Source organism: Parvibaculum sp. MBR-TMA-1.3b-4.2 (assembly GCF_053628815.1).
The window spans coordinates 2,815,694-2,837,539 of sequence record NZ_JBRJHC010000001.1 but is presented as its reverse complement, the minus strand read 5'-3'; the positions used below and the strand labels follow the sequence as shown (position 1 = coordinate 2,837,539).

Sequence of the window (21,846 nt, the reverse complement as noted above, 5' to 3'; positions counted from 1 at the left end):
GCGTCCAACCCGTTTCTCTACCAACGGTCGGGTTGGAAAACCATCTATCCATAAGAGGTTAGCCTTTCTCGGCTCTCAGACAAGGGCCCGTTCCCCGATGCCCTTGTTCGCCCGGCACAATAAACCACGCCATCACAGTCGGCGCACGATAAAGGCAGGGGCAAAACGGACGATCAGCATGACAAATCGCCACCATGCCGGCGCATATATCACGCCATTTCGTCTTTTCCCGACCGCCCGCACGATGGCCCCGGCCACCTGATCGGCCGAGGCCCATAAAGGCCCCTTCGGGAAATCCGCCGTCATCGGCGTATCGACGAAGCCGGGCTTCACGATCACGACATTAACCCCGGCGCTGTCGAGCTCCAGGCCCATGCCCTCGCCCATGACGGAGAGCATGGCCTTCGCGCCTCCATAGGCCCAGTTGCTCGGTCGCCCCCGGTCACCGGCCACCGAGGATATGACAACAAGACTGCCATGCCCGCGATCCTTCATGATCCGCCCAAGTTCGACCATCAGCGCGGCCGGGCTCAATGCATTGACACCGAGATTTTCCAGAAGATTGTCTGCCGAGGCGGTCACCTTGGCCTGATCGGGCAGGATGCCATGGGCGATGAGCGCGATATCGATCCCGCCCAGCGCCTCTTCCGCCTCCGCACAGAGACCGCTGAGCCCGTCCAGCATCGCCAGATCGGCAGGCTTCGCGATCACATCCTCCGCTCCGCGTGCGGTCAGATCGGCGGCGATATCGCCCAGCGCGGTCTCATTACGTCCCACCAGCACAAAGCGGGCACCGCCAGCGGCCGCCCATTGCCGGGCGGCGGCTTGCGCGATCGCCGATGTGGCACCGAAAATCACAATGCGCGTCATCACGCCCTCCCCATCACACGGCGCTCAAAGCCGGACCCGAATGCCGGATCGATCTGTTTCATAAAACGGTCCAGCGCCGGAAAGCCCTTTTCGAACATCTCCACACTCATCCGCGCATCCTTGGCCGGATATAGCCGCCCGCCGGCTTCCACGACGATTCCGTCCAGCCGATCAAGCAGCTCAAATGTGCGCTTGCCGAGAATGGGAAAGTCGAGCGCCAGCGTCGCGCCCTTCATGGGGAAGGACAGCAGGCCGGGCGACGCGACATCGCCGAAAGTCTTGAAGACGACCAGCGGCGAGCCCTGGCCCGATCGGCTGATTTCCTTGAGCAGTTCCGCGGAAGCCGCCCGCGCCTCATTGTCCGGCACCACGCATTGATATTGCAGGAACCCTTTGGGTCCATAGAGCCAGTTCCAGTTCGCAATGCTGTCGAGCGGAAAGAGATAAGGGTCGAAATGCCAGCGCCGCGACACCTCATGCGCCCTCTGGCGCTCGTAATAGAGCGTGTTGAAGACGCGCAGGCTCACCCGGTTCACAAGCGACAAGGGCGGCGTCAGCGGCACGGCAAGAGGCAGGGACCGGGCGGCCGGATCGAGCCCCCCATCCGCCGCATGATTGGCGCGCATGAAATGTCCCCGCCCCAGCCTGTCGCCTTCCGCCAGGCAGTCGATCCAGGCGGCCGTATATTCGTGAGACGCTTCCGATCCCTTCGACAGGGCAAAGAACTCGTCCAGCGTATCGAAACGGAATTGCTCGCCTTCCAGATAGCTCGAGGCGATGGGGCGGAGCTTCAGCCGGACCTCGGCAATGAGCCCGGTCAGCCCCAGCCCGCCAATCGTGGCGGCGAAAAGCTCTGCATTCTCATTCCGCGAGCAGCTAAGCGCCGTCCCGTCAGACCGCAGCAGGCGGAAGTCGAGAACATTGGTGCCGAAGGTACCGAAACGGTGATGGTTCTTGCCATGAACATCATTGGCAATCGCGCCACCCACCGTCACAAGCCGGGTTCCCGGCACGACAGGCAGAAACCAGCCCTTCGGCACGATAAGGTCAAGAATGTCGGAGAGCAGCACGCCCGGCTCGCAAACCAGCTCGCCCGCCTCTTCATCGAACAGGACGAACTTGTCGAGCGGGCGCGTGGTGAGAAGCGTGCCCCCATCGTTCAGGCAGACATCGCCATAGGAACGCCCGTTTCCGCGCGCGAGAACCGGACCGTCGCCAAGCATGGGCATGCGGCGGCGGTCGCGCCATGCGACCGCTTTCTGGTGGGGGGCTGCCGGAAAGCGCCCCCAGCTTTGGAAGTCGTCGGACATTTTAAAGTGCCGATCCCAGAAGAACGCCAGCGGCGACCAAAGCCGTCAACTGGCTCACCCTGTCCTTCAGCGCAAAAACGATGGGGTCGTCATGCATCTCGCCGCGCCAAGTCTTGAGCCAGACCCTGCTGATCCAGAAGAGAATAAGAGGCACGAAAAGCCATAGAAACTCATGATGGGGATAAAGCGCCCGGCTGTCGGGCGCATTGATATAGAGCGAAAAGATCACCACGCTCGCATAGCCCGAGGCAACGCCCAACGCGGTCAGTATCGGGAGATCATCCCGCCCATAACCCCGGCCATGCAGCGCACCCGCGCTGTCGCGGGGAAGCCCCTGCAATTCGCCTACACGCTTTACGATGGCGAGGCTCAGAAAAAGGAAGATCGAAAACGCCAGCAACCATGGGGAGAGATACACACCGGCAACCACACCACCTGCGAAAAGCCGGATCGTATAGAGGCCCGCCAGCGTGAAGACATCAACCACCGCCTGTCGCTTGAGTTCGAGCGAATAAGCCAGCGTCAGCCCGTAATAGCCCACAAGCACACCCGCAAAACCGATATCGATAGCGAGCGAAATCGCGAAGGCCGGCACGAGCAGAAACGGGATCATCGTGAACCCTGCCGCCAGCGGCAGAACGCCGGCTGCGAAGGGCCTGTTCTTCTTGGTGACATGCCTGCGGTCCGACCCCAGATCCAGAAGATCGTTCAGCACATAGACGCTTGAGGCACAAAGGCTGAAGGCAAGGAACGCCATTGCGGCGATGGAAAGCTTTTCCGGATTCGTGATCTGATGCGCGAGTACCAGCGGCACGAAAATGAGCGCGTTCTTCGCCCATTGATGCACCCGCAACTGCCGCAGCCACAAACGCCAGGCCGGACGCTCCGAAGACGGACCGAAGACACGCGCGAACGACACTCGACCGGAAAGCCGCCGCGCAATACGCGGCGAGCCCGCGACAAGCACGGCCCCGTCGGCCGCTTCCCAGACGGGCACATCCACATCGGCATTCGCGACATAGACGAAACTGCCATAGGCATTACGCAGCGCCTCCGCCTTGACCCTGCCTTTGCGATTGGCCAAGCCGTCGCTAGCGATCACATCGTCGAAGATACCCAGATGCGCCGCAATGGGCCGGGCGATCCGCTCATCTGCCGCGGTTGCCAGCACGATACGCCGTCCTGCCGCTTTTTCGACGCGGAGCCAGTCGACCAGATCTTGATTGTAGGCAAGGTCCTCCGGATCGAAACGAACCGCTTGTGCGACGGCCGCCTTGAAGGCCGCCCGACCGCGCATCAGCCAGAACGGCAACAGCAACACCGCCAACGGCTTTTGTTTCAGCAGCATCAGCAGGGTTTCGATCAGCGTGTCGGTACGCGACAACGTGCCGTCGAGATCGACGCAGAGAACAGATTCCGTCGCGAACTGAGGTGTTTCATTCATTGGGAAGCCTCCCCCGGATGCAGCTCCGAGACATGCGTTTCATGCACGCCCTCTCCGTCACCGCCGCGATATTCAAGCCAGAGAAGCGCCGCCGCCCCCACGCCGACCGCAAACCACAAGGTCGCTAGCCGGCAGATCAGGGTAATCGCCACCGCTTCTGGCAGGGTGAGACCGGCGGTGAGCAGGAGCCCCGTCATGACGGCCTCCGTGCCGCCGAGACCGGCGGGCAGGAACACCGCCGCTGCGCCTGCCAGGATGGCCAGCCCGTAGACGCCGATTGAAAAGACAAGATCGGGGCTCGCGGGAAAAGCGCTGGCAAGCACCCACACGCCGACACCCTCAGCTCCCCAGGAGAGAATGGCGATCAACAATATCGGCATGAGGCGCGACCAGCCGAGCAGCGCACGCGCATGCATGAGTGTCGTGGAAAGCCAGTCCGCCGCTCCGGCGGCGCGACCGCCAAGACGTCTGCCCATCGCGGTCAGCAGGTCGGGCGTATGCCGATGATGAAGCACGGCAAGCCCGACCGCGAGGCAAATGGCAAATATGCCGACCGTCCAGGACAGGTCCTGACGCGACAACAGAATGAAGGATGCGAGAACCAGAATGGCGAGAAGATCGAGCAGCCGCTCCACGAACATCATCGCCAGCCCTGTGGAATAGGGAACGCCATCGCGGCGCAGATAGAGGCACCGCACCGCCTCGCCTGCCTTGCCGGGGCTCACGGTGAGCGCAAAGCCGCTCAGATAGACGAGAAGGCTGCGCCATGCGGGAACGGCATGACCGAGCCAACCCAGATAGAGCTGCCAGCGCCAGAAGCGCAGCGCGTAATTGGCAAGGGAAAGCAGCAAGACCAGGGAGAGCCGCCCCCAGCCGATCACCGCCACGGCCTCCATGAGACGGTCGCCATCGGCCATGACGGACAGCGCGAGATAGCCGACAAGGGCCAGCACCGTGACCGTGATAGCCCCCTGCCGCCAGCGTGGGGAGATACGCTGCATCTGATACCGAGCCTCGTTTGAACGCCTGCGAACAAGTGTAGTGAACAGGGGTTAACAAAGAAACGACCGCTCAAGCACGGAATTCTGCGGTCTTTCCTCTCTTTTTGGGCGATTCCGTTCGTCCCCCGTCCCCTGCTATAAGGTGAGGCAAACAACGGGGAATCCCGCGGCCATCAACGAATCGGCCGAAGAGAAACGCAACCCTTTCAGGAGATCGATTTGTCGAAGAGCAAGACCGGCGCCGCCTCACCGGATGAAAGCCGGTCACACGATCACCTCGCCTCCGCCCGGCGGACTCTTGAGCTGGAAATCGACGGGCTGAAGCAGATGGCCGCCTCGCTGGACGGTCCGTTTTCCGATGCGGTCGAATTGCTGGCGGCCGTGCGGGGCGAGGATGGCGACGGCCAGCGCCGCGCAGGGCGCGTCGTCGTCACCGGCATGGGCAAATCGGGCCATGTGGGCCGCAAGATTGCCGCGACGCTTGCCTCCACCGGCACACCGGCCCAGTTCGTTCATCCCGGAGAGGCTTCCCATGGCGATCTCGGCATGATCACGCCGGACGATGCCATTCTGGCTCTCTCCTGGTCGGGCGAAAGCGCCGAACTCACCTCGATCATCACCTTCGCCAAGCGTTTTTCGATACCGCTGATCGGAATTACCTCGGTCGACACGAGCGCGCTCGGACAGGCTGCGACCGTTCCGCTAGTGCTTCCACGCGCCGAGGAGGCCTGCCCCAACGGCCTCGCCCCCACCACCTCGACCACGATGCAGCTTGCGCTCGGCGATGCGCTGGCCATCGCCCTGCTGGAACGTCAGGGCTTCACGGCAAGCGATTTCCGCGTCTTCCATCCCGGCGGCAAGCTCGGCGCGATGCTCCGCCATGTCCGCGAAATCATGCATGCAGGCGCTTCCCTGCCCCTCGCCGACCAGTCCATGCCGATGAGCCAGGCGCTGATTATCATGTCGGAGAAAAGCTTCGGTTGTATCGGCATCACGGACGAAAAGGGCGCACTCGCGGGCATCATCACAGATGGCGATTTACGTCGTCACATGGGCGAAAACCTGCTGACCAAGACAGCAGGCGAGGTCATGACCCCCGCGCCCAAATCCATCCCGCCCTCCATGCTGGCCTCCGAAGCGCTCAACATCCTGAATGACAAGAAGATCACCAGCCTCTTCGTGGTCGATGCCGACAAGCCCGTCGGCCTCGTCCATATCCACGACTTCCTGCGCGCCGGTGTGATGTAGGGCGCATGATATCCCACAAACGAAAATGGCCGGGCAATCGCCCGGCCATTTCCATTTCATCTACATTCGTCCCGCTCACGGAGCCGATGCTGCGGCCTGGCTGAACACAGCCGTGCCCTGCACCGCCCCGGCATTGTTCGACGAACCTGTACCCGAAATCGTATAGCTGACCGCGGCATGGCTCGCTCCATTGCCCGACAGGAAGCCGGAGACGACGGCCCGACAACTCGAGCCCTGGCAGGCCGGTCCGCCCGGCGTGATGTCGTAGCGGCCTTCTGCGGCATGGCCGAAATTCTGGCCGAAATATGCTCCATAGAGATTGATATCCGACTGGGTCGGGTCGGCGCTCCCGCCCTGGGAGGCGAACGCATAATCATGTCCGCCGATCGAAACGTTGAAGTCGATACCGACCCGCGCGGTCGACGAATTTGCGCCAAAAGCAACGCCCAGCGTGCCCGTGAATGTGCCGGGTGAGACCGATCCATCATCGATAGTCGGCCTGGTTGCCCCTACGAGGCCATACTGCGCGGTGCCGGAAACCGGAATATTCGTGGCATCCGATCCGACCGCGATATGCATGCCGCCATCCGCGGGCATGGTCGGCGCAGGATTCGAATAGGCAGTGCCGCCCAGCGCTCCGCCGGTCCAGCGTGCCCAGGAAACCGGGCCGTCATGGCCCGCATCGACAATGCTGGCCGCGCCGTTATTGATCACGACATTCGCGTCCCCCGGAGACTCCAGGCCCGCGACCTCGCCATTCGTATTGAAGGTGACAAGCCCGTTGGATGAATAGGCGTAGCTGCCGATACCGTTCGTCACGATCAACGTACCCGGACTAACAACCATTCCACTCATATAGGCGACCTGGTTCAGCAGGGCGGGATTATCGTCGCGCTGAAAGAGGACTGAGCCGGTAAGGCTTTCCGATCCGCTCCCGATAGCATAGGCAAAGCCCGCATCGCTACCGCCCGAACCGTTCACATAGCCGATGATCTGGTAGGAACAGCTCCCGCCACAGGCAATACCGTTCGAGGTCATGTTGTCGTAGGTGTTGAAGCTGCCATTCGAGAGATAGAGGTCCAGTCCCCCGGTTGACGGATCGGCCGCCCCACCTGCGGTAGAGAAGTTGTAGACCGCGTCGCCCCCCGGCTCCTGCATGGTGACGACGGCATCGAGCCCTACCTTGGCCGTCGAGGGCGCGAACGCGACCGACATCTCGCCTGCGAAACTGCCGTCATACCCGATACCCGTCTTGTAGATCGGCCGCGTCGCAGCCTTCAATGCATAGTGTGCCGTACCTGAAATGGGGATGAGATTGCTGTCGTAACCGCTACGCAGGAGATAGACGAGGCCGTCGCCGCCGGAAACCGTATGCGTCGCGGTGGTCGCACCGGTCTGCTCGATGTCGCCACCATTCCATCGGCCGATCTGGAAATAGGCATTGCCGGCAAGATCGGCAGTCACCGCATCGTTCCTGTCATACACGTCATTGTTCGACCCGGCCGTCGCAAACCCGGCAAATGCGCCATCGGAACCAAAGACGTAATTCTGATAGGCGCCTGGACGCTCCATATGCGTGTCCTGCGCATAGAAAACGATGAAGGGGGTGAGGCTCTGCCGATTTTGCCGGATCAAGGGCGCGTCAAGCGAACCGCTTGCTTCCGGCGGCGTCACGCCGCCGCTGCCACCACCGCCGCTTGCACCTGCATCATAGGAGGATTGCGAAAAGGCCGCCGTGCCGGAAATGCGCTTGCCGCGGAAGGTGCTATCGGTCGTTACCGAGGAATCGTAGATGTTGTAGGCGATCCCGACATAGTCGCCGGTCGTGCCGCCCAGAATACCATCGACGAATGCCTTGCAGTTCGCGCTCGGACAGGCGGCACCACCCTGCGCCATGTTGACGGATTCGAGCACGAAAACGCCATTGGCAAGGTCGGAATAGTTCACCGCGCCACTCGGCGTGGCCGATCCGCCACTCGTCTGGATCGCATAGGTGTGATCACCGGGCATATCGACTGCGAAATCCACCCCCACCTTGAAGGCCGGACCGAAGGCGATACCCAGCGTGCCGGTGAACGTGCCCGGCGCAAAGCTCCCGTCGTCGATGGTCGGCGATGTCGCCGCGGCCAGCGAATAGAGAGCAACTCCCTGCGTCGGCAAATTGGTCGCCGGCTGACCATAGGCCAGATGGAGCCCCTGATGGCTCGTCCGCGCCAAACTGGAATAGGTCGTGCCGTTATAGGCGTTGTAGTAATTGCCATGCGTCTCACCGCCCGCCCAGCGTTCGATGAAGATCGCATTGCCCGCATTGCCACGCTCCAGCGATGAGTTGGAATTGCGCTCCAGATCCTCATCCGCGCCGGTCCCGACCTTGTAGCGGTTGAGTTCCCCGCCGCTACCGACCGTCACGGTCACATCGGTGCGCGTGTCGATGCCGATGGCGTCCCCCGCATATGCGATGGAATAGCCGGTATCCTCCGTACCCGTTACCGGATTGACGACACCGGTCACGGGCGGCGTGCCGCCATAACCACCCGAGCCGTTCCCCGAACCACCACCCGATTCGCCGGATGCCTCCTCTGCAACGGACGACCCGCCGCTGCCTCCCTGCTCGTCCGCCGGCGAGTAATCGGTGTCGCCAGAAGTGTTCGAGGCGACCTGCGTCGTCGTTGGAACGGGTGGCGTGAAGGTGCCCGCGACATCCGTGTCGCTGGCTTCATAACCGCCCCCCCGCGCGAATTCCCGTGTCTCGCCACCATTGGAGACGCTGGCCGTCCCTTCGTTGACGCGGCCGTCGAGCCCGCCGCTGTCGGAAGCAAAGGCGGAAAAGGCGCCGCCCGTGGACGACACGGTCACACCGCCGCGCGTCACGGAAATCGGCATGCCTTGCGAGGCAACCCGCATGGAGCCGGAGACAAGATTGAAGGACAGCGAATCTCCCTCGCCCGTAATAGTGAAGGTCGACCCTTCGGCGACGGAAATGATCGATCCGTCGGGCGCCTCCAGTTGCAGGACGGAACCTTCCACCGTCACTGTCTGGCCCGGTTCGATATTCGCAGCATCGCTGCCGAACAGAACCGGGAGCGCCTGTGCGCCGGAGATACCTGCCATCGGAACGAGAAGAGCCGAAGCCAGCAGAGCGTTACGAAAATGCCTGGTCATGTCGAATATCCTCGCTTCAAAAATCCACGCCCAGCGAGAGACCGGCGACGACGCGGTCATACTCGTAGAGCACGATGTTGCTGTCCGAATTGGTGTAGGAGACGTTTGCGCCCAGCGTGACGGCATCGTTCAGCGCATAGCGCACGCCGATCGAGGCATCGCTGCGCACCGTATGCCGCTCGGTCAGGAAAAGCGGGTCCGGGTCCTTGTAATCGGCAACCTCGATCGAGGCGCTCGCATACCCGCGCAGCTGCGACACAAGCGTGATCTCACCGCCCAGTCGTCCACCGAGAAACCGGTTCGACAAATGGTCGAAACCGCTATGTGTCACCTTCTCATAGCCGCCATACATGCCGGCATAGGCGTAAGGCTCACGCGAACCGGAGAAGCTCTGTCCGATGGTCGCGCCCGCCGTGTATCGGTTGGCGTTCTGGCCCTGATTGGAGGGATAGCTCAGATGGGCATATTGCAGATAGACGCCATAGTCGGTCTTACCCTCGCTGCGATAGTTCCACTGGCCGAGCCCGCCCACCGTATAGCGATAGGGCTGGCCGTCGATCCAGTAGGATTGCCCCTGCATGGAAAGCGAGAAGGAACCCCAATCCGGCGTGCGCTGCGCCGCGCCGACATTGAACCCGGCAATTGCCTGGTTAAACTGATCGTATTCCGCATTCCCCCGATAGGAGGCGTTCACATCGGCAAAGAGCGACCTGCCGATGGAGAGGCCGTGCGTCAGCGACACCCGGCCTGCCACCTGCGCAAACGCATCCTCCTGCCCTGTGGCGCTCGAAGAAAGCGTCGCATAGCCGAGCCCGGCGAAAGCAGGGATCAGGATGCGGTTGTCTGCGGTCGAATTATTGACGTTGGAATCGTAGCCCGCACTAAGCTCCAGATGGCTCTTGAGTGTCGTTCCGCCACCGGAAAGTCCGGTATCCAGCGCATCGACATAACGCGCGATCGCCTCCTTGACGCCCGGGGGCACTGTTTCCTGCGCCTTGACCGTGGCAAGCTCGCGACGTGCCGCCTCCGGCTCGTTGAGCGCGATATAGGCACGTCCCAGCTCCGCCCTCGCCTGCAGATGATCCGGATCGACAGCCAGAACCCGCTCAAAAGCGGCTGCAGCCTCTGCCGGCTTGCCGCTATCCATGGCGGCAAGTCCCAGCGCATAGTCAAAATCCGGCTCACCCGCCCTGGCACGTTCTTCGGGCTTCAATATCCTGTAGGCGGCCGGCCCATTATCTTTGTCGATCAGCGCCTGCGCATCCTCAAGCGTACCCGCTGCGGCAACCCCGGCCGCGGAAAGTGCCGCCGCGATGGCCAGTCCCGCACCCAGCAGGCCCGATCGCATCAAAGGCCGCGCCATCCCTCGCCTGAACGGCACGGTCCCGCGGCGGGACCCAACCCGGCGCAGGGAAGCTTTCCCGATATTCATCTATGTCACCCCCGTCACATCAATCACTTATCCGAAAACCCGAGTCGCCAAGGGGTTCCGGAAAACGAGGGTCAACCTAGTGAAATCGCAGTTCTGCCCGCATGATCCATTTGGGCTATGAATGCATGATCCGGCGGAATCGCGCAGATTTCCGCCATCCGCGCATCGCTGTCAGCGGCGCGCGCGAACGACTTTCCCGATAAAACGGAAGAGCGGCTCCAAGCTTGGCGCCTTGTCCAGCAGCGGCATTGAAATCGGCGCCAAGGTGCGGCGTCAGGGCATCAGGGAGATAAGGCCGATGGAGCCCAGCGCGATGATGACACCAAACATGATCGGCGCCATCTGGCGCATATGCCAGCGCAACGAGGGCCTGAAACGCCGCCCGCCGGCCTTGCGCGAGGACCCCGGCGACGAGCCTGGCTGTGCCTCGCCGAGCGCCTCGACGCCGGTGACGTTGATATGCGCATCGACGCCGGCCCCACGATGGGTGACCAGCTGCCCGCAGGTGATATGACCGCTGACACGGCCGGTGGACCGCATGATGACCTCGCCCGCGCAGGTCAGCGTTCCTTCAAACTCGCCGGCGATCTCCGCCCGCTGAACGAAGGCCTCGCCCTCGACACGCCCGGAGGCACTGATCGAGAGGAGATTGGCGCGCAATTCGGCCCGCCGGACAAGCCCGTCCACGAACATGGAACCGTTCGTATCGAAAGACCCTTCCAGCGAACTGTTGTCGCCGACCACAATGTCTTCATTGCCGGCCCGCAGGACGTGGACATTGGCAGACCGGTGCTCGGCGCCAGCCGCACGTCTCGCATCGGACGGGGATTTGTCGGATGATGCTTTTTCGGACGACAGTTTCTCCGGCGGCAGTTTTTCAGGGGATGATTTGTTGTCGGCAATACTCAAGGTCGTCCCTCCGGGCTCGCGATCCAATCTGGAATCAGTAGCAGGCCGACCGCGCTCGCATATGGGAGTCGGGTTCATTTTGGTTCCGCCGCGCCCCTCGATAGCCGGAGCGCCTCCCTTGGCCTCGCCTCTTGCCTCCGCATTGGATAGATTGAGGGCCCGAGGCACAAACCATCGAGAGACCCAGCGAATGCTCTTCTCAACGATCTTCCAGAATAACCTTGCCGAGCACCGCCGCGTGATGGAGGAGATGGACGCGCTGGAAGAGGAGTTCACCCATGCGGCCGCTTCCTGCGTGGAGGCGATCTCAGGGGGCGGCAAGATCATGTTCTTCGGCAATGGCGGCAGCGCCTCGGATTCCCAGCATCTCGCGACCGAGCTTTCCGTGCGCTACATCAAGGACCGTCCAGCCATCGCCGCCATCGCCATCACCACCGACAGCTCGGTTCTGACCGCCGCGGCCAACGACATGGGTTATGAAGAGGTCTTTGCCCGCCAGATCGAGGCTCTGGGTCGACCGGGCGATGTCGCCATCGGCATCTCGACCTCGGGCAAGAGCCCCAATGTGCTGCGCGCGCTCGACAGGGCGAAGACGCAAGGCATGGTCACCATCGGCCTTTCCGGCGCCGATGGCGGTCCCATGAAGGACTTCACCGATCACATTCTGGAAGTTCCCTCGCGCACCACGGCCCGCATCCAGGAGATGCACATCACGCTCGGCCACATGCTGTGCGCGGCCATCGAGCAGAAGCTGGGACTGGTCGAGGAATAAACGCGGACTACTTTCCGAGTTTTTCGATGGTCTGTGTCGTCGAAAAGCCCGGCACCAGATCGATGATCTCGACACGGCCGCCCTGCGCCTTCACGAACGCCGCGCCGACAATCGTTTCGACGGTATAGTCCCCGCCCTTGATGAGCACATCGGGACGCAAGGCCTCGATCAGTTCGGCGGGCGTGTCTTCCTCGAAAATCACCACGAGATCGACAGAGCCCAGCGCCGCCAGCACGGTCGCCCGCGCAATATCGGGCTGCACGGGCCGCTCCGGCCCTTTGAGCCGCTTTACCGACGCATCGCTGTTCAGACCGACGACAAGCCGGTCGCAAAGCGCGCGCGATTTTTCCAGCAACGTGACATGGCCCGGATGCAACAGATCGAAACAGCCATTGGTGAACCCGACCTGCAGGTCCGCCGCCTGCCAGCCCGCCACCAGATCGCAGGCCGTGGGCAGGCCGACCACCTGCTCCTCGATGCTCGACAACTCCTCGTCGCGGAGCTTCGCCTCGAGCTCTTCGCGATAGACGACCGCCGTTCCCACCTTGCCGACGACGATCCCCGCCGCGGCATTGGCGAGGAGCGCCGCCTGAGGCAGCGAAAGCCCGCCGGCCCGCGCCGCCGCCAGCGTGGCGACAACCGTATCGCCCGCACCGGAAACGTCGAAAACTTCTCTCGCCTCGGCGGGAAAATGGATCGCATCGCCCGTTCCGCTCACCACGGACATGCCGTCTTCGCTGCGCGTCGCAACGACCGCGCCGATACCGGCTGCATCCATGACGGCCCGCGCCGCGGCGATAACCGCCGCATCGCTATCCACCGGCATGCCGCTCGCTTCGGCTAGTTCCTGCCGGTTCGGCGTGATCACATCGGCACCACGATAGCGCGCATAATCCCGCCCCTTGGGATCGACCAGCACTGGCACGCCCGCTTCCCTCGCAGCCTTGATCACCACCTCGCAGACATAAGGCGTGAAAACGCCCTTGCCATAGTCGGAAAGAACCAGAATGTCTGCCTTGGGAAGATGCTGAGCGACGGCGGCGACGACGACATCGGCGGTCTCATCGGCGATTGCTTCCACGGTCTCCCGGTCGGCACGCAACATTTGCTGGCCCATCGAAATATACCGCGTCTTGATCGTGGTCGGACGGCCGGGATCGGCCACAAGATCCGCCGTCACGCCGGGCAGTTCATCGAAAATCTCTGAAAGCGATCGGCCCGCCTCGTCATCGCCCACAACCGAAATGAAGGAGACGGTCGCATCCAGCGCCGCGAGGTTGCGCACCACATTGCCCGCGCCGCCCGGCATCGACCTCTCGTCGCGAACCCTGAGAACGGGGATAGGCGCTTCGGGCGAAATCCGCTCCACCTGCCCATAGACGAAGCGATCGAGCATCACATCCCCGACGCAGACGACACGCGCACCGCTCAATGCGCCGACCTGAACCTGTCTTGAAATGTCGCTCATATCTCGCTCACGGGAAAACGCCCGGTTTATCGTTGGGAATGGGGCCTCTCCGCCTGCGCAGAGGCAGAAACGCATATAGCATTCACAATCTTACTTAGCATTAAATTCGACGACACGCGGCCTTGCTGGCCAGCTCCGGAAAATCGGGGCAAAATGCGCGCCCGTTCCCTATACGCATACCGCGCATCCCATGCTCCTCGACAATGGAATCTGGATATCGACCGAGAGACCCCGCCCCATGCCGGGCCGCCCCGCCCTGTTTCTCGACCGGGACGGCGTGGTGGTCGCCGAACGGAACTATCTGGCAGCCCCTGAAGATGTCGCACTGGAAGACGGCGCGGGCGACCTGATGCAATGGGCCCATGGGGCAGAGCTCGCCCTTATCTGTCCGACCAACCAGTCCGGCATGGCCCGGGGCCGCATCAGCCTGGAGGCGCTCGAAGCGGTCGAAGCGGAAATCGCCCGGCAATTGGCCGAATGGAATGCGAGCTTCGATCTCGTCATTGCCTGCCCCTTCCATCCAGACTTCACGCCCGGCTATGGAGACGCGGAAGCGCGCTGGCGCAAACCCGGTCCCGCCATGCTGGAGCTTGCCGCGAAGATGATGGAGATCGATCTCAAGGCAAGCTGGCTTATCGGCGACAAGGCAAGCGACATCGAGGCCGCACGGAACGCAGGCCTGAAAGGCGCCATCCATGTGCTGACCGGTCACGGCAAGGCCCATCGCGAGAAGGCCATGTCTCTTGCGACGGAAACATTCGCAGTGCTGCCCGCGGTCGACCTCCGCGATGCACTTCCGCTTCTGCGCGACCGCCTCTGAGCTCAATCATCCGGCTTTGAGATAACCGAACACGGCTTTTTCGACGCGGCTGATCAGATTGCGCTTGTCGGTTTCTCCTGCAAGCCCGGCCGCGTCCACCATCCCCTTTGTCATGGCGACAACATCCTGCGCGGTCACAGGATCGTCCGGTCGTCCATGAATACGCATCGCATGCCTGACATCGGCGACAATGGCTTCGTTGAGAGACTGTGTCTCGTCATCCAGCGGCAGCAGTGCCTCGACATATTCAAGTGCCCGGGCAAGCGCCGGCCTGTCGAGCTGATGCGCGATGGCCGCCTCCAATAGCCCGGCAATCGTCATCTCGAAGCTCTGCGCTTCCGCTTTGCCGACGGCGCTTGCCACGTCGCGCCGCAACCGGCCTCGCTCCCGCCTGATGAGTTCGGCGAAAATCGCCTCCTTGTCGGGGAAATACTGATAGAGCGAACCGACGCTGACACCGGCCAGCTTCGCCACCGCATTCGTGTTGACCGCGCCGATGCCGTCACGCTCCAGAATGCGAGCAGTGGCCTCCAGAACGGCGTCGACCGTTGCCTGCGAGCGGCTTTGTCTCGGCCTTTTCCGCAGGTCGGGCTTGGCGGGAGGTGATGCCATCTAATGCGAGTCCCATAAATACGAGCAATCGCTCACATTATGACGGTACCTTCCCTCCACCGAAAGGCTCCGTCATGCCCGATCCGGAAAAATCCGCGAAAGACACCGGAAAAACCCGATACGCGATCTTCGTGCATCTGCGCACCACGCCATCCTGGCTCGCCCTGCCCCGCGCACAGCGTTCCGCCATTGCGGCGGAGGCCTTCGCCCAGGCGCTTCCGTCGGACGAGGTCCGGATGCGCTATTTCGATGCCGAGGCGTTTACCGGACGCTGCACAGACCTCGCGCTTTTCGAGACGACCGACTTGAAAGCCTATTACTTCGCCATCGAACGGCTCCGCGACACACCGTTGTTCACGGTCCCCTATTTCGAAGTCACCGACATCGTCATGACCGTGGAGGACGGCTATATCGCATTCGAGAAGAGCGAGGAGACCGCCCATGAGTAATCGCCTCAGCTGGCGCGTCCCCGGCGCAGCTCTCATCGCCCTTGTGCTGGATCTCCTGCTCGGCCCCATTCAATCGCAGATATGGAACGGGACCGACGCGCCTGCATGGATCGGGTCCCTCATATGGCCCGACATCGCGCGTCCATGGGTGCAGAACATTCTTGCCCCCGTGCTGGGTCCGGAGCCGTATGAAATATTCGGTCGGCTGACCATTCTGATCTATCTGGGAAATCTGATGGCATGGTCGCCCTTCTTCGCGGAGCAAGAGAGCCGATTGCTGCGCATCGCGGCACCGTTTGCGTGGGCCGCACTGGCCATCGCCGCGCTTGCCGATATCGGGAGCTACTGGGTCGCAGGTCTGCACGATGAAGCGCTGCGCTTTCACACCTTCTGGCAGGTCGAGGTTCCGGCGCTGGCCTTGTGCCTCCTCGCCCTGATGCTGGCGGGTATTGCACGGATACGCACCCGCACCGGGTGGCACATGAGCGATATCCTGCTCGCCGCCACGCCGCTGACCGCGATCCTGGCAACGGGGACACTGCAGTACATGCCGCATGGCCCGCTCGCCGCCATCTCGATCGGCGCCTTCATCCTCTCGAAAACACCTCAGGTCACGCGCCCTTCGAGTTAGCCCCAGGGTCCGCGCCGGCCGCCTCGTCGTCGATCCCAGGGCGAGCGGGGACGCGGACGTTCGAAGAGCGGCACGCCCGGCTGCCTTGCAACCAGCACCAGCACCATCCCGGCGAGGAAGCCGCCGACATGCGCCGCGAACGCGACGCCCGGTTCCGCCGGATTGCTGAAAATTCCGCTCAGTAACTGCAGCACGAACCAGAAGCCCAGCACCAGCATGGCCGGCACTTCGATCACGCGAAGGATGATGATCGGAAAAGGCAGAATGAGAACGCGCACCCGGCCATAGGGGTAGAGCATCAGATAGGCGCCAAGGACGCCCGAGATGGCGCCGCTCGCCCCGATCAGCGGAAAGGCGGAAGTCGGGCTCATCCAGATTTGAGCAAGCGCCGCCACGATGCCGCAAGCGAGATAGAAAAGGATGAAGCGCACGCGCCCCATGGCCAGTTCCACATTGTCCCCGAAAATCCAGAGATAGAGCATGTTGCCCGCGATATGGGCGAGACCGCCATGCAGGAACATGGAGGTCACGAGCGTCGACCAGTCCGCAGAAACATGCGCAGGCATAGCCCCCGCACCCTGCAGGCCCGCGCCGGTAAGCTGGGCGGCCACCGCGCCATAGCGATAGAAGGCAGCTTCCAGCGCCTTGTCCGTCAGGCTGAGTTCCCAGAGGAAAACGAGAACGCAGGCGCCGATAAGCCCCCATGTCACATAGGGCGTGCCGGGCCTCGAATTGTCGTCGGAAATCGGAAACATGACCCCGCCCGCCTAGATCGGCACCTGAATGCCGAGTTCCACCACACGGTCCGCGGGAAGTTTATAAAATGTGGTGGCATCCATCGCATTCCGCGAGAGAAAAGCGAAAATCTTCTCCCGCCAGAGCGACATGCCCGGCACGTCATCGGTCGGAATAATGGTTTCGCGACCGACATAATAGGTCAGGCTGTCGAGGTCGATGCTCAGCCCCAGTTCGTTCGCCAGCCTCAACGCGACCGGTATATCCGGCGACTGCATGAAACCGTAATGCAGAACGATACGGTGGAAGCCCTGTCCCAGCGTCTCCACCTCCAACCTGTCCTGCGCGCTTACGCGCGGCACGTCCTCGGTCGCCACGGTGACGAGCAGAACCTGCTCGTGCAGGACCTGATTATGCGCGATGTGATGCGGCAGAATGGGAGGCAATTTCGGGGAAGGGGCGACCATGAAAACGGCGGTGCCGGGAACGCGCGTCAGGGGGTGTTCTTCCAGTTCCTCGATGAACTCGTCCAGACCCTGCTCGCCTTCGGTCAGCCGTTCATGCAGCAATTTGCGTCCCCGCCACCAGGTCCGCATCAGCAGAAAGACGCCGCCGCCGATCAGGAGCGGAAACCAGCCCCCCTCGCCAATCTTGAGAACATTCGCGCCGAAGAAGAGCAGATCGATCGGCAGGAACAAGAGCGCGATGCCACCCGCAACCCAGCCGCTCCACTTCCACTGCTTGCGCATCACATAGAAGATGAGAAACGTGGTGATCACCATGGTGGAACTCACCGCGATGCCATAGGCCGCGGCAAGATTGCCCGATGTCTTGAAGCCCAGCACAAGGCCCACCGTCGCAAGCCCCAACGCCACATTGACCGCGGGCACATAGACCTGCCCGGTTTCCTCAGACGAGGTCTGGATGATCCTGAAGCGGGGACACTGGCCCAGCTGCACCGCCTGCCGGGTCAGGGAAAACGCGCCGGAAATCACCGCCTGCGAGGCGATCACTGTCGCCGCCGTGGCAAGCGCGATCAGCGGATAAAGAGCCCAGCCCGGTGCCAGATGATAGAAGGGGTGGCTTGCCTGCGCGGGGTCGGAAAGGACCAGCGCCCCCTGCCCGAAATAATTGAGGATCAGGCAGGGAAAGGCGCAGCCGAACCAGGCCAGGCGGATCGGCGCGCGTCCGAAATGCCCCATATCGGCATAGAGTGCCTCACCACCCGTCACCACCAGGAAAACCGCACCCAGAACGGTGAGCGCCACACCGCCCGCCTGAGTGCAGAACTCGATCGCGTAAAGCGGGTTGAAGGCGAGCAGCACCGCCGGGTTGCGAACGATCTGGACCGCCCCCAGCACGCCGATGGTGATGAACCAGACAAGCGTCACAGGACCGAAGAAAGCCCCGACACTGGAGGTCCCCCGCGACTGCATCGAGAACAGGGCCACCAGAATAACCAGCGTAATCGGGATCACATAGGGGTCGATCCCGTGCGCGGCCGTCTCCAACCCCTCCACCGCACTCAAAACCGAGATCGCCGGTGTGATCATTCCATCGCCGTAAAGCAGCGCTGCGCCGAATATGCCGAAGACGATCAGCATGGTCTTGCCGCGCGTCTCTCCGCCCCGCCAGGGATTGAGCAGTGCCAGCAGGGCGAGGATACCGCCCTCGCCCTTATTGTCCGCCTTCATAACGAGCACGAGATATTTGAGCGAGATGACGATGATGAGCGCCCAGACGATGAGCGACAGAATGCCGAGTACATGGAAAGGACTGGGCGAGAGGTCCGACAGCGCCTGCCGGAACGCATAGAGCGGGCTCGTGCCGATATCGCCATATACGATGCCCAGCGCGCCAAGCGCGAGAACCGGCAGCTTGCGCTGCCCCTCTTCCTGCTGAGCTTCGGGCATCCGGGCCCCTTTGCCGTGAAATCCGCCTCGCCGGTATTTATATCCCGACCGCCGGATAGAGCCTAGTCGCAAGCCGGAAGGAAAGCCCCCGGTGCCGCTGCTATTTACGTAAAGGGCGCGGCCCCTCGAACTCCGCCGTTTTGGCGGTGGAGAGATGCTCGTCGCGCGCCGCCGCTTCATCCTTCAACGACGTTGCCCTGGCGACCGCCTCCTTGTCCGACTTGAGCTGGAAGAAGGTATAGGACAGCGTGATGGTCTGAATGGTTTTGGTGTCGATATCGGTCTCGAATTCCGGATCGACATAGAACATGACCGGCATCTTCGCCGTCTCGCCCGGCGCTAGCTTCTGCTCGTTGAAGCAGAAGCACTGCGTCTTGGTGAAATAATAACCCGCCGCGTCCGGCGTCACATTGTAGATCGCACGACCCACAATCGTGCGGTCGGAATTATTGGTGGCAGTGTAATAAATCTTGGTGGGAAGCCCGATATGGGTCTTCACCTCCCGCTGCGCCGGCTTGAACGTCCAGGGCAGACCATTGGCCACGTTGGCGTCGAAGCGGACCGTGATCGCACGGCCGATCCTGTCCACGCCGGGATTGACGTCCCGCTTCACCGTAACCGTCCCGCCATAGCCCGTCGCCTGGCAGAACAACTGGTAGAGAGTCGGCGCATAGACGACCGCCGTCGTGGCCATGGCCAGCAGCACGAAGGAAAGGCCGAGCGGAACAATATTGTCGCGGATACGCTTCATGATGCCGGACATTAAGAGGCAGATCGCCCTGCGGCAAGCTGGCGCAGCGCCCCGGGCCCCGTGACCGATTGTCTCGCAGAAAACAAAGGGTTTCCCCTGCGAAACGCCCTTTTGCACCGTTTCGGCGTCACGCCGCGCCGTGCTATCACTCTGCATCCGGTCGATGACAGCCCCCGACAGAGCGGGCATGCGGCGGGAGGGGACTCAAGGGGAGGATAGAGTTTCGTGTCAGATTCAGTAGTCGTGACGCGGCGCCGCATTTCGGCCGCCGCCGCCATTCTCGCACTTTTGGCTGTTCCGCTCGCCTGCGGTCCCGCCCGGGCCGCGGATAACGCCTCTTCGCAGGAAGCCACCGAAGGCGCGATTGTCGTGACATCGACCGTGCCGGGCACGCCACGCGCCACCCATAGTGGCAATATCGCGAAACTTCTGCCCTATCAGTATGACTTCATCGCGCCGGATCAGCCCGCGGAAGCGCTCAACCGGCTCCCCGGCGTCGATATCGAACAGGGGTCCGGCGTCGAACATCTGACGGCCATCCGTTCGCCGGTGCTGACCGGCGGCGCGGGCGCGGGCTCCTTTCTCTATCTGGAGGACAGCGTGCCCCTGCGCGCGGCGGGCTTCGGCAATGTGAACGCGCTGATGGAATCCATGCCGGAGATCAATGGCGGCATCGAAATCGTGCGCGGCCCCGCCAGCGCGCGTTATGGCTCCAATGCAGTGCACGGCCTCATCAATGTTCTGAGCCGCCCGCCCGCCGAAGAGCCGGGCGGCGAAGTCACCGCCTGGGCGGGGCCTCATGACGTGCTCCATCTGCAGGGCACAGCAAGCACCACCGTGGCCGGCGACAACGGAACGAGCCACGGGATGCGCGCAAGCTTCGTGTTAGGCCATGACGGCGGCTTCCGGGACGCGTCGGGCTATGACCAGCAGAAGGCGCGGCTGCGCTACGATTATGATTCCGCCGACACGAATGTCATGGCGACGCTGACCTATGTAAACGTCAATCAGGAAACGGCGGCCTATGCCAGCTCCTACAAGGACCCCGGCATCTACAAGGCCAACCCGAACCCCGAAGCCTATCGCGATGCCTTTTCCGGACGCGCCATGGTCCGCATCGAACGGCGTATCTCCGACGATCAGATGCTCGTCATCACGCCATATGCGCGCCGGACCTACATGAATTTCCTGATGCATTTCCTGCCGGGATCGCCTGTCGAGGAAAACCAGCAGACCGGTGGCGGCATGCAGTCGAGCTACGTGTTCAACCTTGACGGCGGTCACCGGGTCATTGCCGGCTTCGACGTGGATTACACGCGCGGCACGCTGACGGAAATCCAGGACAACCCGACCGTCTTTGCCTATGCGCAGGGCACCCATTACGACTATGCGGTCAATGCGCTCGTCCTTGCCCCCTATCTTCAGACCGAGTGGAAGCTCGACGAGGCGACGACGCTCGATGCGGGGGCGCGTTTCGAATTCACGCGCTACGACTATGAAAACCGGACTGCGAACGGGGCGCTCGGCAAGGCGCTGCGGATCCCGAGCGAGATCAGCACCTTCGCCGATGTCTCGCCCAAGCTTGGCCTGGTACACGAGTTCAATGAGGATCTAGCCGGTTTCATTCGCCTCGCCCGCGGCACGCGTGCACCGCAGACAACCGATCTCTATCGCCTGCGCATCAACGAGACCCCGGGCGCGGCGCATTCGGAGATTCTCGACAGCGTGGAAATCGGTGCGCGCGGCAGCATCGGCGCCCTCAGCTACTCGGCCTCGGCCTATTTCATGAAGAAGCACAATTTCTATTTCCGCGACGCCAACGACACCAATGTGGCCGATGGCAAAACCCAGCATGTCGGCATCGAACTCGAAGTCACCACACCGCTTGCCTATGGTTTCGATATTGCGGCTTCAGGCACCTATGCCCGGCACACCTATGAGTTCAACCGGCCCATCACATCCGGTCCTCTGACCACCGAGTCCATCCGCTCCGGCGACGATGTGGACACCGCCCCGCGCACCCTCGCCAATGTCGCGCTTGGCTACAATTTCGACGAGGACCGCGGACGGCTGGAACTGGAATGGGTGCATATGGGATCGTACTGGATGGATGCAGCCAATACGCAAAAATATCCCGGCCACGACATCTTCAACCTGCGGGCAAGCTACGGCATCAACGAAAACCTGAGCGTTTTCGGCAAGGTGATGAATCTGTTCGATACGCGCTATGCCGACCGGGCCGACTATTTCCGGGGCGCGGCGCGCTATTTCCCCGGCGAGGACCGCGCGATCTATGCGGGCACCACAGTGAGGTTCTGA

At 62.4% G+C, this 21,846-nt stretch carries 18 protein-coding genes; 6 read left to right on the top strand and 12 right to left on the bottom strand.

Translation table 11 applies throughout. The annotated features are described in order from the left end of the window. Positions 1-132 precede the first annotated feature (132 nt). Genes ACSSVQ_RS13585 through ACSSVQ_RS13570 form a run of 4 tightly spaced genes read right to left on the bottom strand, consistent with a single transcriptional unit; the run spans position 133 to position 4,625 of the window. Positions 133-870 carry an SDR family NAD(P)-dependent oxidoreductase gene (locus ACSSVQ_RS13585; protein ID WP_454183870.1) on the bottom strand — a complete coding sequence of 246 codons (738 nt, stop codon included), beginning with the start codon at positions 868-870 and terminating at the stop codon, positions 133-135. Continuing rightward, complete coding sequence (locus tag ACSSVQ_RS13580) at positions 870-2,180, bottom strand: FAD-binding oxidoreductase (protein ID WP_454183868.1); 1,311 nt, start codon at positions 2,178-2,180, stop codon at positions 870-872. Before ACSSVQ_RS13580 ends, ACSSVQ_RS13585 begins: the two co-directional genes overlap by 1 nt. Before the next feature lies 1 nt (position 2,181). Further along, positions 2,182-3,624: a UbiA family prenyltransferase gene (locus ACSSVQ_RS13575; RefSeq protein WP_454183866.1), complete on the bottom strand. Its 1,443-nt coding sequence runs from the start codon at positions 3,622-3,624 to the stop codon at positions 2,182-2,184. Then, positions 3,621-4,625 carry a lysylphosphatidylglycerol synthase transmembrane domain-containing protein gene (locus ACSSVQ_RS13570; protein ID WP_454183864.1) on the bottom strand — a complete coding sequence of 335 codons (1,005 nt, stop codon included), beginning with the start codon at positions 4,623-4,625 and terminating at the stop codon, positions 3,621-3,623. Before ACSSVQ_RS13570 ends, ACSSVQ_RS13575 begins: the two co-directional genes overlap by 4 nt. A 219-nt stretch (positions 4,626-4,844) precedes the next feature. Here ACSSVQ_RS13570 and ACSSVQ_RS13565 point away from each other — a divergent pair, with 219 nt between their 5' ends. Further along, the gene (locus tag ACSSVQ_RS13565) at positions 4,845-5,873 is read left to right on the top strand and encodes a KpsF/GutQ family sugar-phosphate isomerase (RefSeq protein ID WP_454183863.1); all 1,029 of its coding nucleotides are present in this window, start codon (positions 4,845-4,847) and stop codon (positions 5,871-5,873) included. Positions 5,874-5,948: 75 nt separating this feature from the next. On the opposite strand, the gene ACSSVQ_RS13560 is transcribed toward ACSSVQ_RS13565, so the two are convergent. The 3 genes from ACSSVQ_RS13560 to ACSSVQ_RS13550 form a co-directional block, all read right to left on the bottom strand. Continuing rightward, positions 5,949-9,035: a hypothetical protein gene (locus ACSSVQ_RS13560; protein ID WP_454183861.1), complete on the bottom strand. Its 3,087-nt coding sequence runs from the start codon at positions 9,033-9,035 to the stop codon at positions 5,949-5,951. A gap of 16 nt (positions 9,036-9,051) precedes the next feature. Further along, entirely contained in the window at positions 9,052-10,383 is a 1,332-nt protein-coding gene (locus ACSSVQ_RS13555) for a tetratricopeptide repeat protein (RefSeq protein WP_454183859.1), read from the bottom strand. A gap of 357 nt (positions 10,384-10,740) precedes the next feature. Beyond that, complete coding sequence (locus ACSSVQ_RS13550) at positions 10,741-11,376, bottom strand: bactofilin family protein (protein ID WP_454183857.1); 636 nt, start codon at positions 11,374-11,376, stop codon at positions 10,741-10,743. A 190-nt stretch (positions 11,377-11,566) separates the two neighbouring features. Between ACSSVQ_RS13550 and ACSSVQ_RS13545 the strand changes: the two genes are divergently transcribed. Then, positions 11,567-12,148, top strand: coding sequence for a D-sedoheptulose 7-phosphate isomerase (locus ACSSVQ_RS13545; protein WP_454183855.1), 582 nt, complete (start codon positions 11,567-11,569; stop codon positions 12,146-12,148). Positions 12,149-12,155: 7 nt separating this feature from the next. On the opposite strand, the gene rfaE1 is transcribed toward ACSSVQ_RS13545, so the two are convergent. Further along, positions 12,156-13,616, bottom strand: a complete 1,461-nt coding sequence (gene rfaE1 / locus ACSSVQ_RS13540) for a D-glycero-beta-D-manno-heptose-7-phosphate kinase (RefSeq protein ID WP_454183853.1) — start codon at positions 13,614-13,616, stop codon at positions 12,156-12,158. A 238-nt stretch (positions 13,617-13,854) separates the two neighbouring features. On the opposite strand from rfaE1, the gene ACSSVQ_RS13535 reads away from it, so the two are divergent. Further along, positions 13,855-14,436, top strand: a complete 582-nt coding sequence (locus ACSSVQ_RS13535) for a D-glycero-alpha-D-manno-heptose-1,7-bisphosphate 7-phosphatase (protein WP_454183851.1) — start codon at positions 13,855-13,857, stop codon at positions 14,434-14,436. Between the two features lie 6 nt (positions 14,437-14,442). On the opposite strand, the gene ACSSVQ_RS13530 is transcribed toward ACSSVQ_RS13535, so the two are convergent. Further along, positions 14,443-15,048 carry a TetR/AcrR family transcriptional regulator gene (locus tag ACSSVQ_RS13530; RefSeq protein WP_454183849.1) on the bottom strand — a complete coding sequence of 202 codons (606 nt, stop codon included), beginning with the start codon at positions 15,046-15,048 and terminating at the stop codon, positions 14,443-14,445. 74 nt (positions 15,049-15,122) lie between these two features. Between ACSSVQ_RS13530 and ACSSVQ_RS13525 the strand changes: the two genes are divergently transcribed. Continuing rightward, positions 15,123-15,497, top strand: coding sequence for a darcynin family protein (locus ACSSVQ_RS13525; protein ID WP_454183847.1), 375 nt, complete (start codon positions 15,123-15,125; stop codon positions 15,495-15,497). Beyond that, positions 15,490-16,128, top strand: a complete 639-nt coding sequence (locus tag ACSSVQ_RS13520) for a hypothetical protein (RefSeq protein ID WP_454183845.1) — start codon at positions 15,490-15,492, stop codon at positions 16,126-16,128. Before ACSSVQ_RS13525 ends, ACSSVQ_RS13520 begins: the two co-directional genes overlap by 8 nt. Here the strand turns inward: ACSSVQ_RS13520 and ACSSVQ_RS13515 are convergent. The 3 genes from ACSSVQ_RS13515 to ACSSVQ_RS13505 all read right to left on the bottom strand — a co-directional run bounded on the left by ACSSVQ_RS13515 (position 16,125) and on the right by ACSSVQ_RS13505 (position 19,539). Then, positions 16,125-16,883, bottom strand: coding sequence for a rhomboid family intramembrane serine protease (locus ACSSVQ_RS13515; protein ID WP_454183843.1), 759 nt, complete (start codon positions 16,881-16,883; stop codon positions 16,125-16,127). The two genes, ACSSVQ_RS13520 and ACSSVQ_RS13515, sit on opposite strands and share 4 nt — an antisense overlap. A gap of 12 nt (positions 16,884-16,895) precedes the next feature. Continuing rightward, positions 16,896-18,776 carry a potassium transporter Kup gene (locus ACSSVQ_RS13510; protein WP_454183841.1) on the bottom strand — a complete coding sequence of 627 codons (1,881 nt, stop codon included), beginning with the start codon at positions 18,774-18,776 and terminating at the stop codon, positions 16,896-16,898. 100 nt (positions 18,777-18,876) lie between these two features. Continuing rightward, positions 18,877-19,539 carry a cytochrome c oxidase assembly protein gene (locus tag ACSSVQ_RS13505; RefSeq protein ID WP_454183840.1) on the bottom strand — a complete coding sequence of 221 codons (663 nt, stop codon included), beginning with the start codon at positions 19,537-19,539 and terminating at the stop codon, positions 18,877-18,879. 213 nt (positions 19,540-19,752) lie between these two features. On the opposite strand from ACSSVQ_RS13505, the gene ACSSVQ_RS13500 reads away from it, so the two are divergent. Beyond that, entirely contained in the window at positions 19,753-21,846 is a 2,094-nt protein-coding gene (locus ACSSVQ_RS13500; protein WP_454183838.1) for a TonB-dependent receptor, read from the top strand.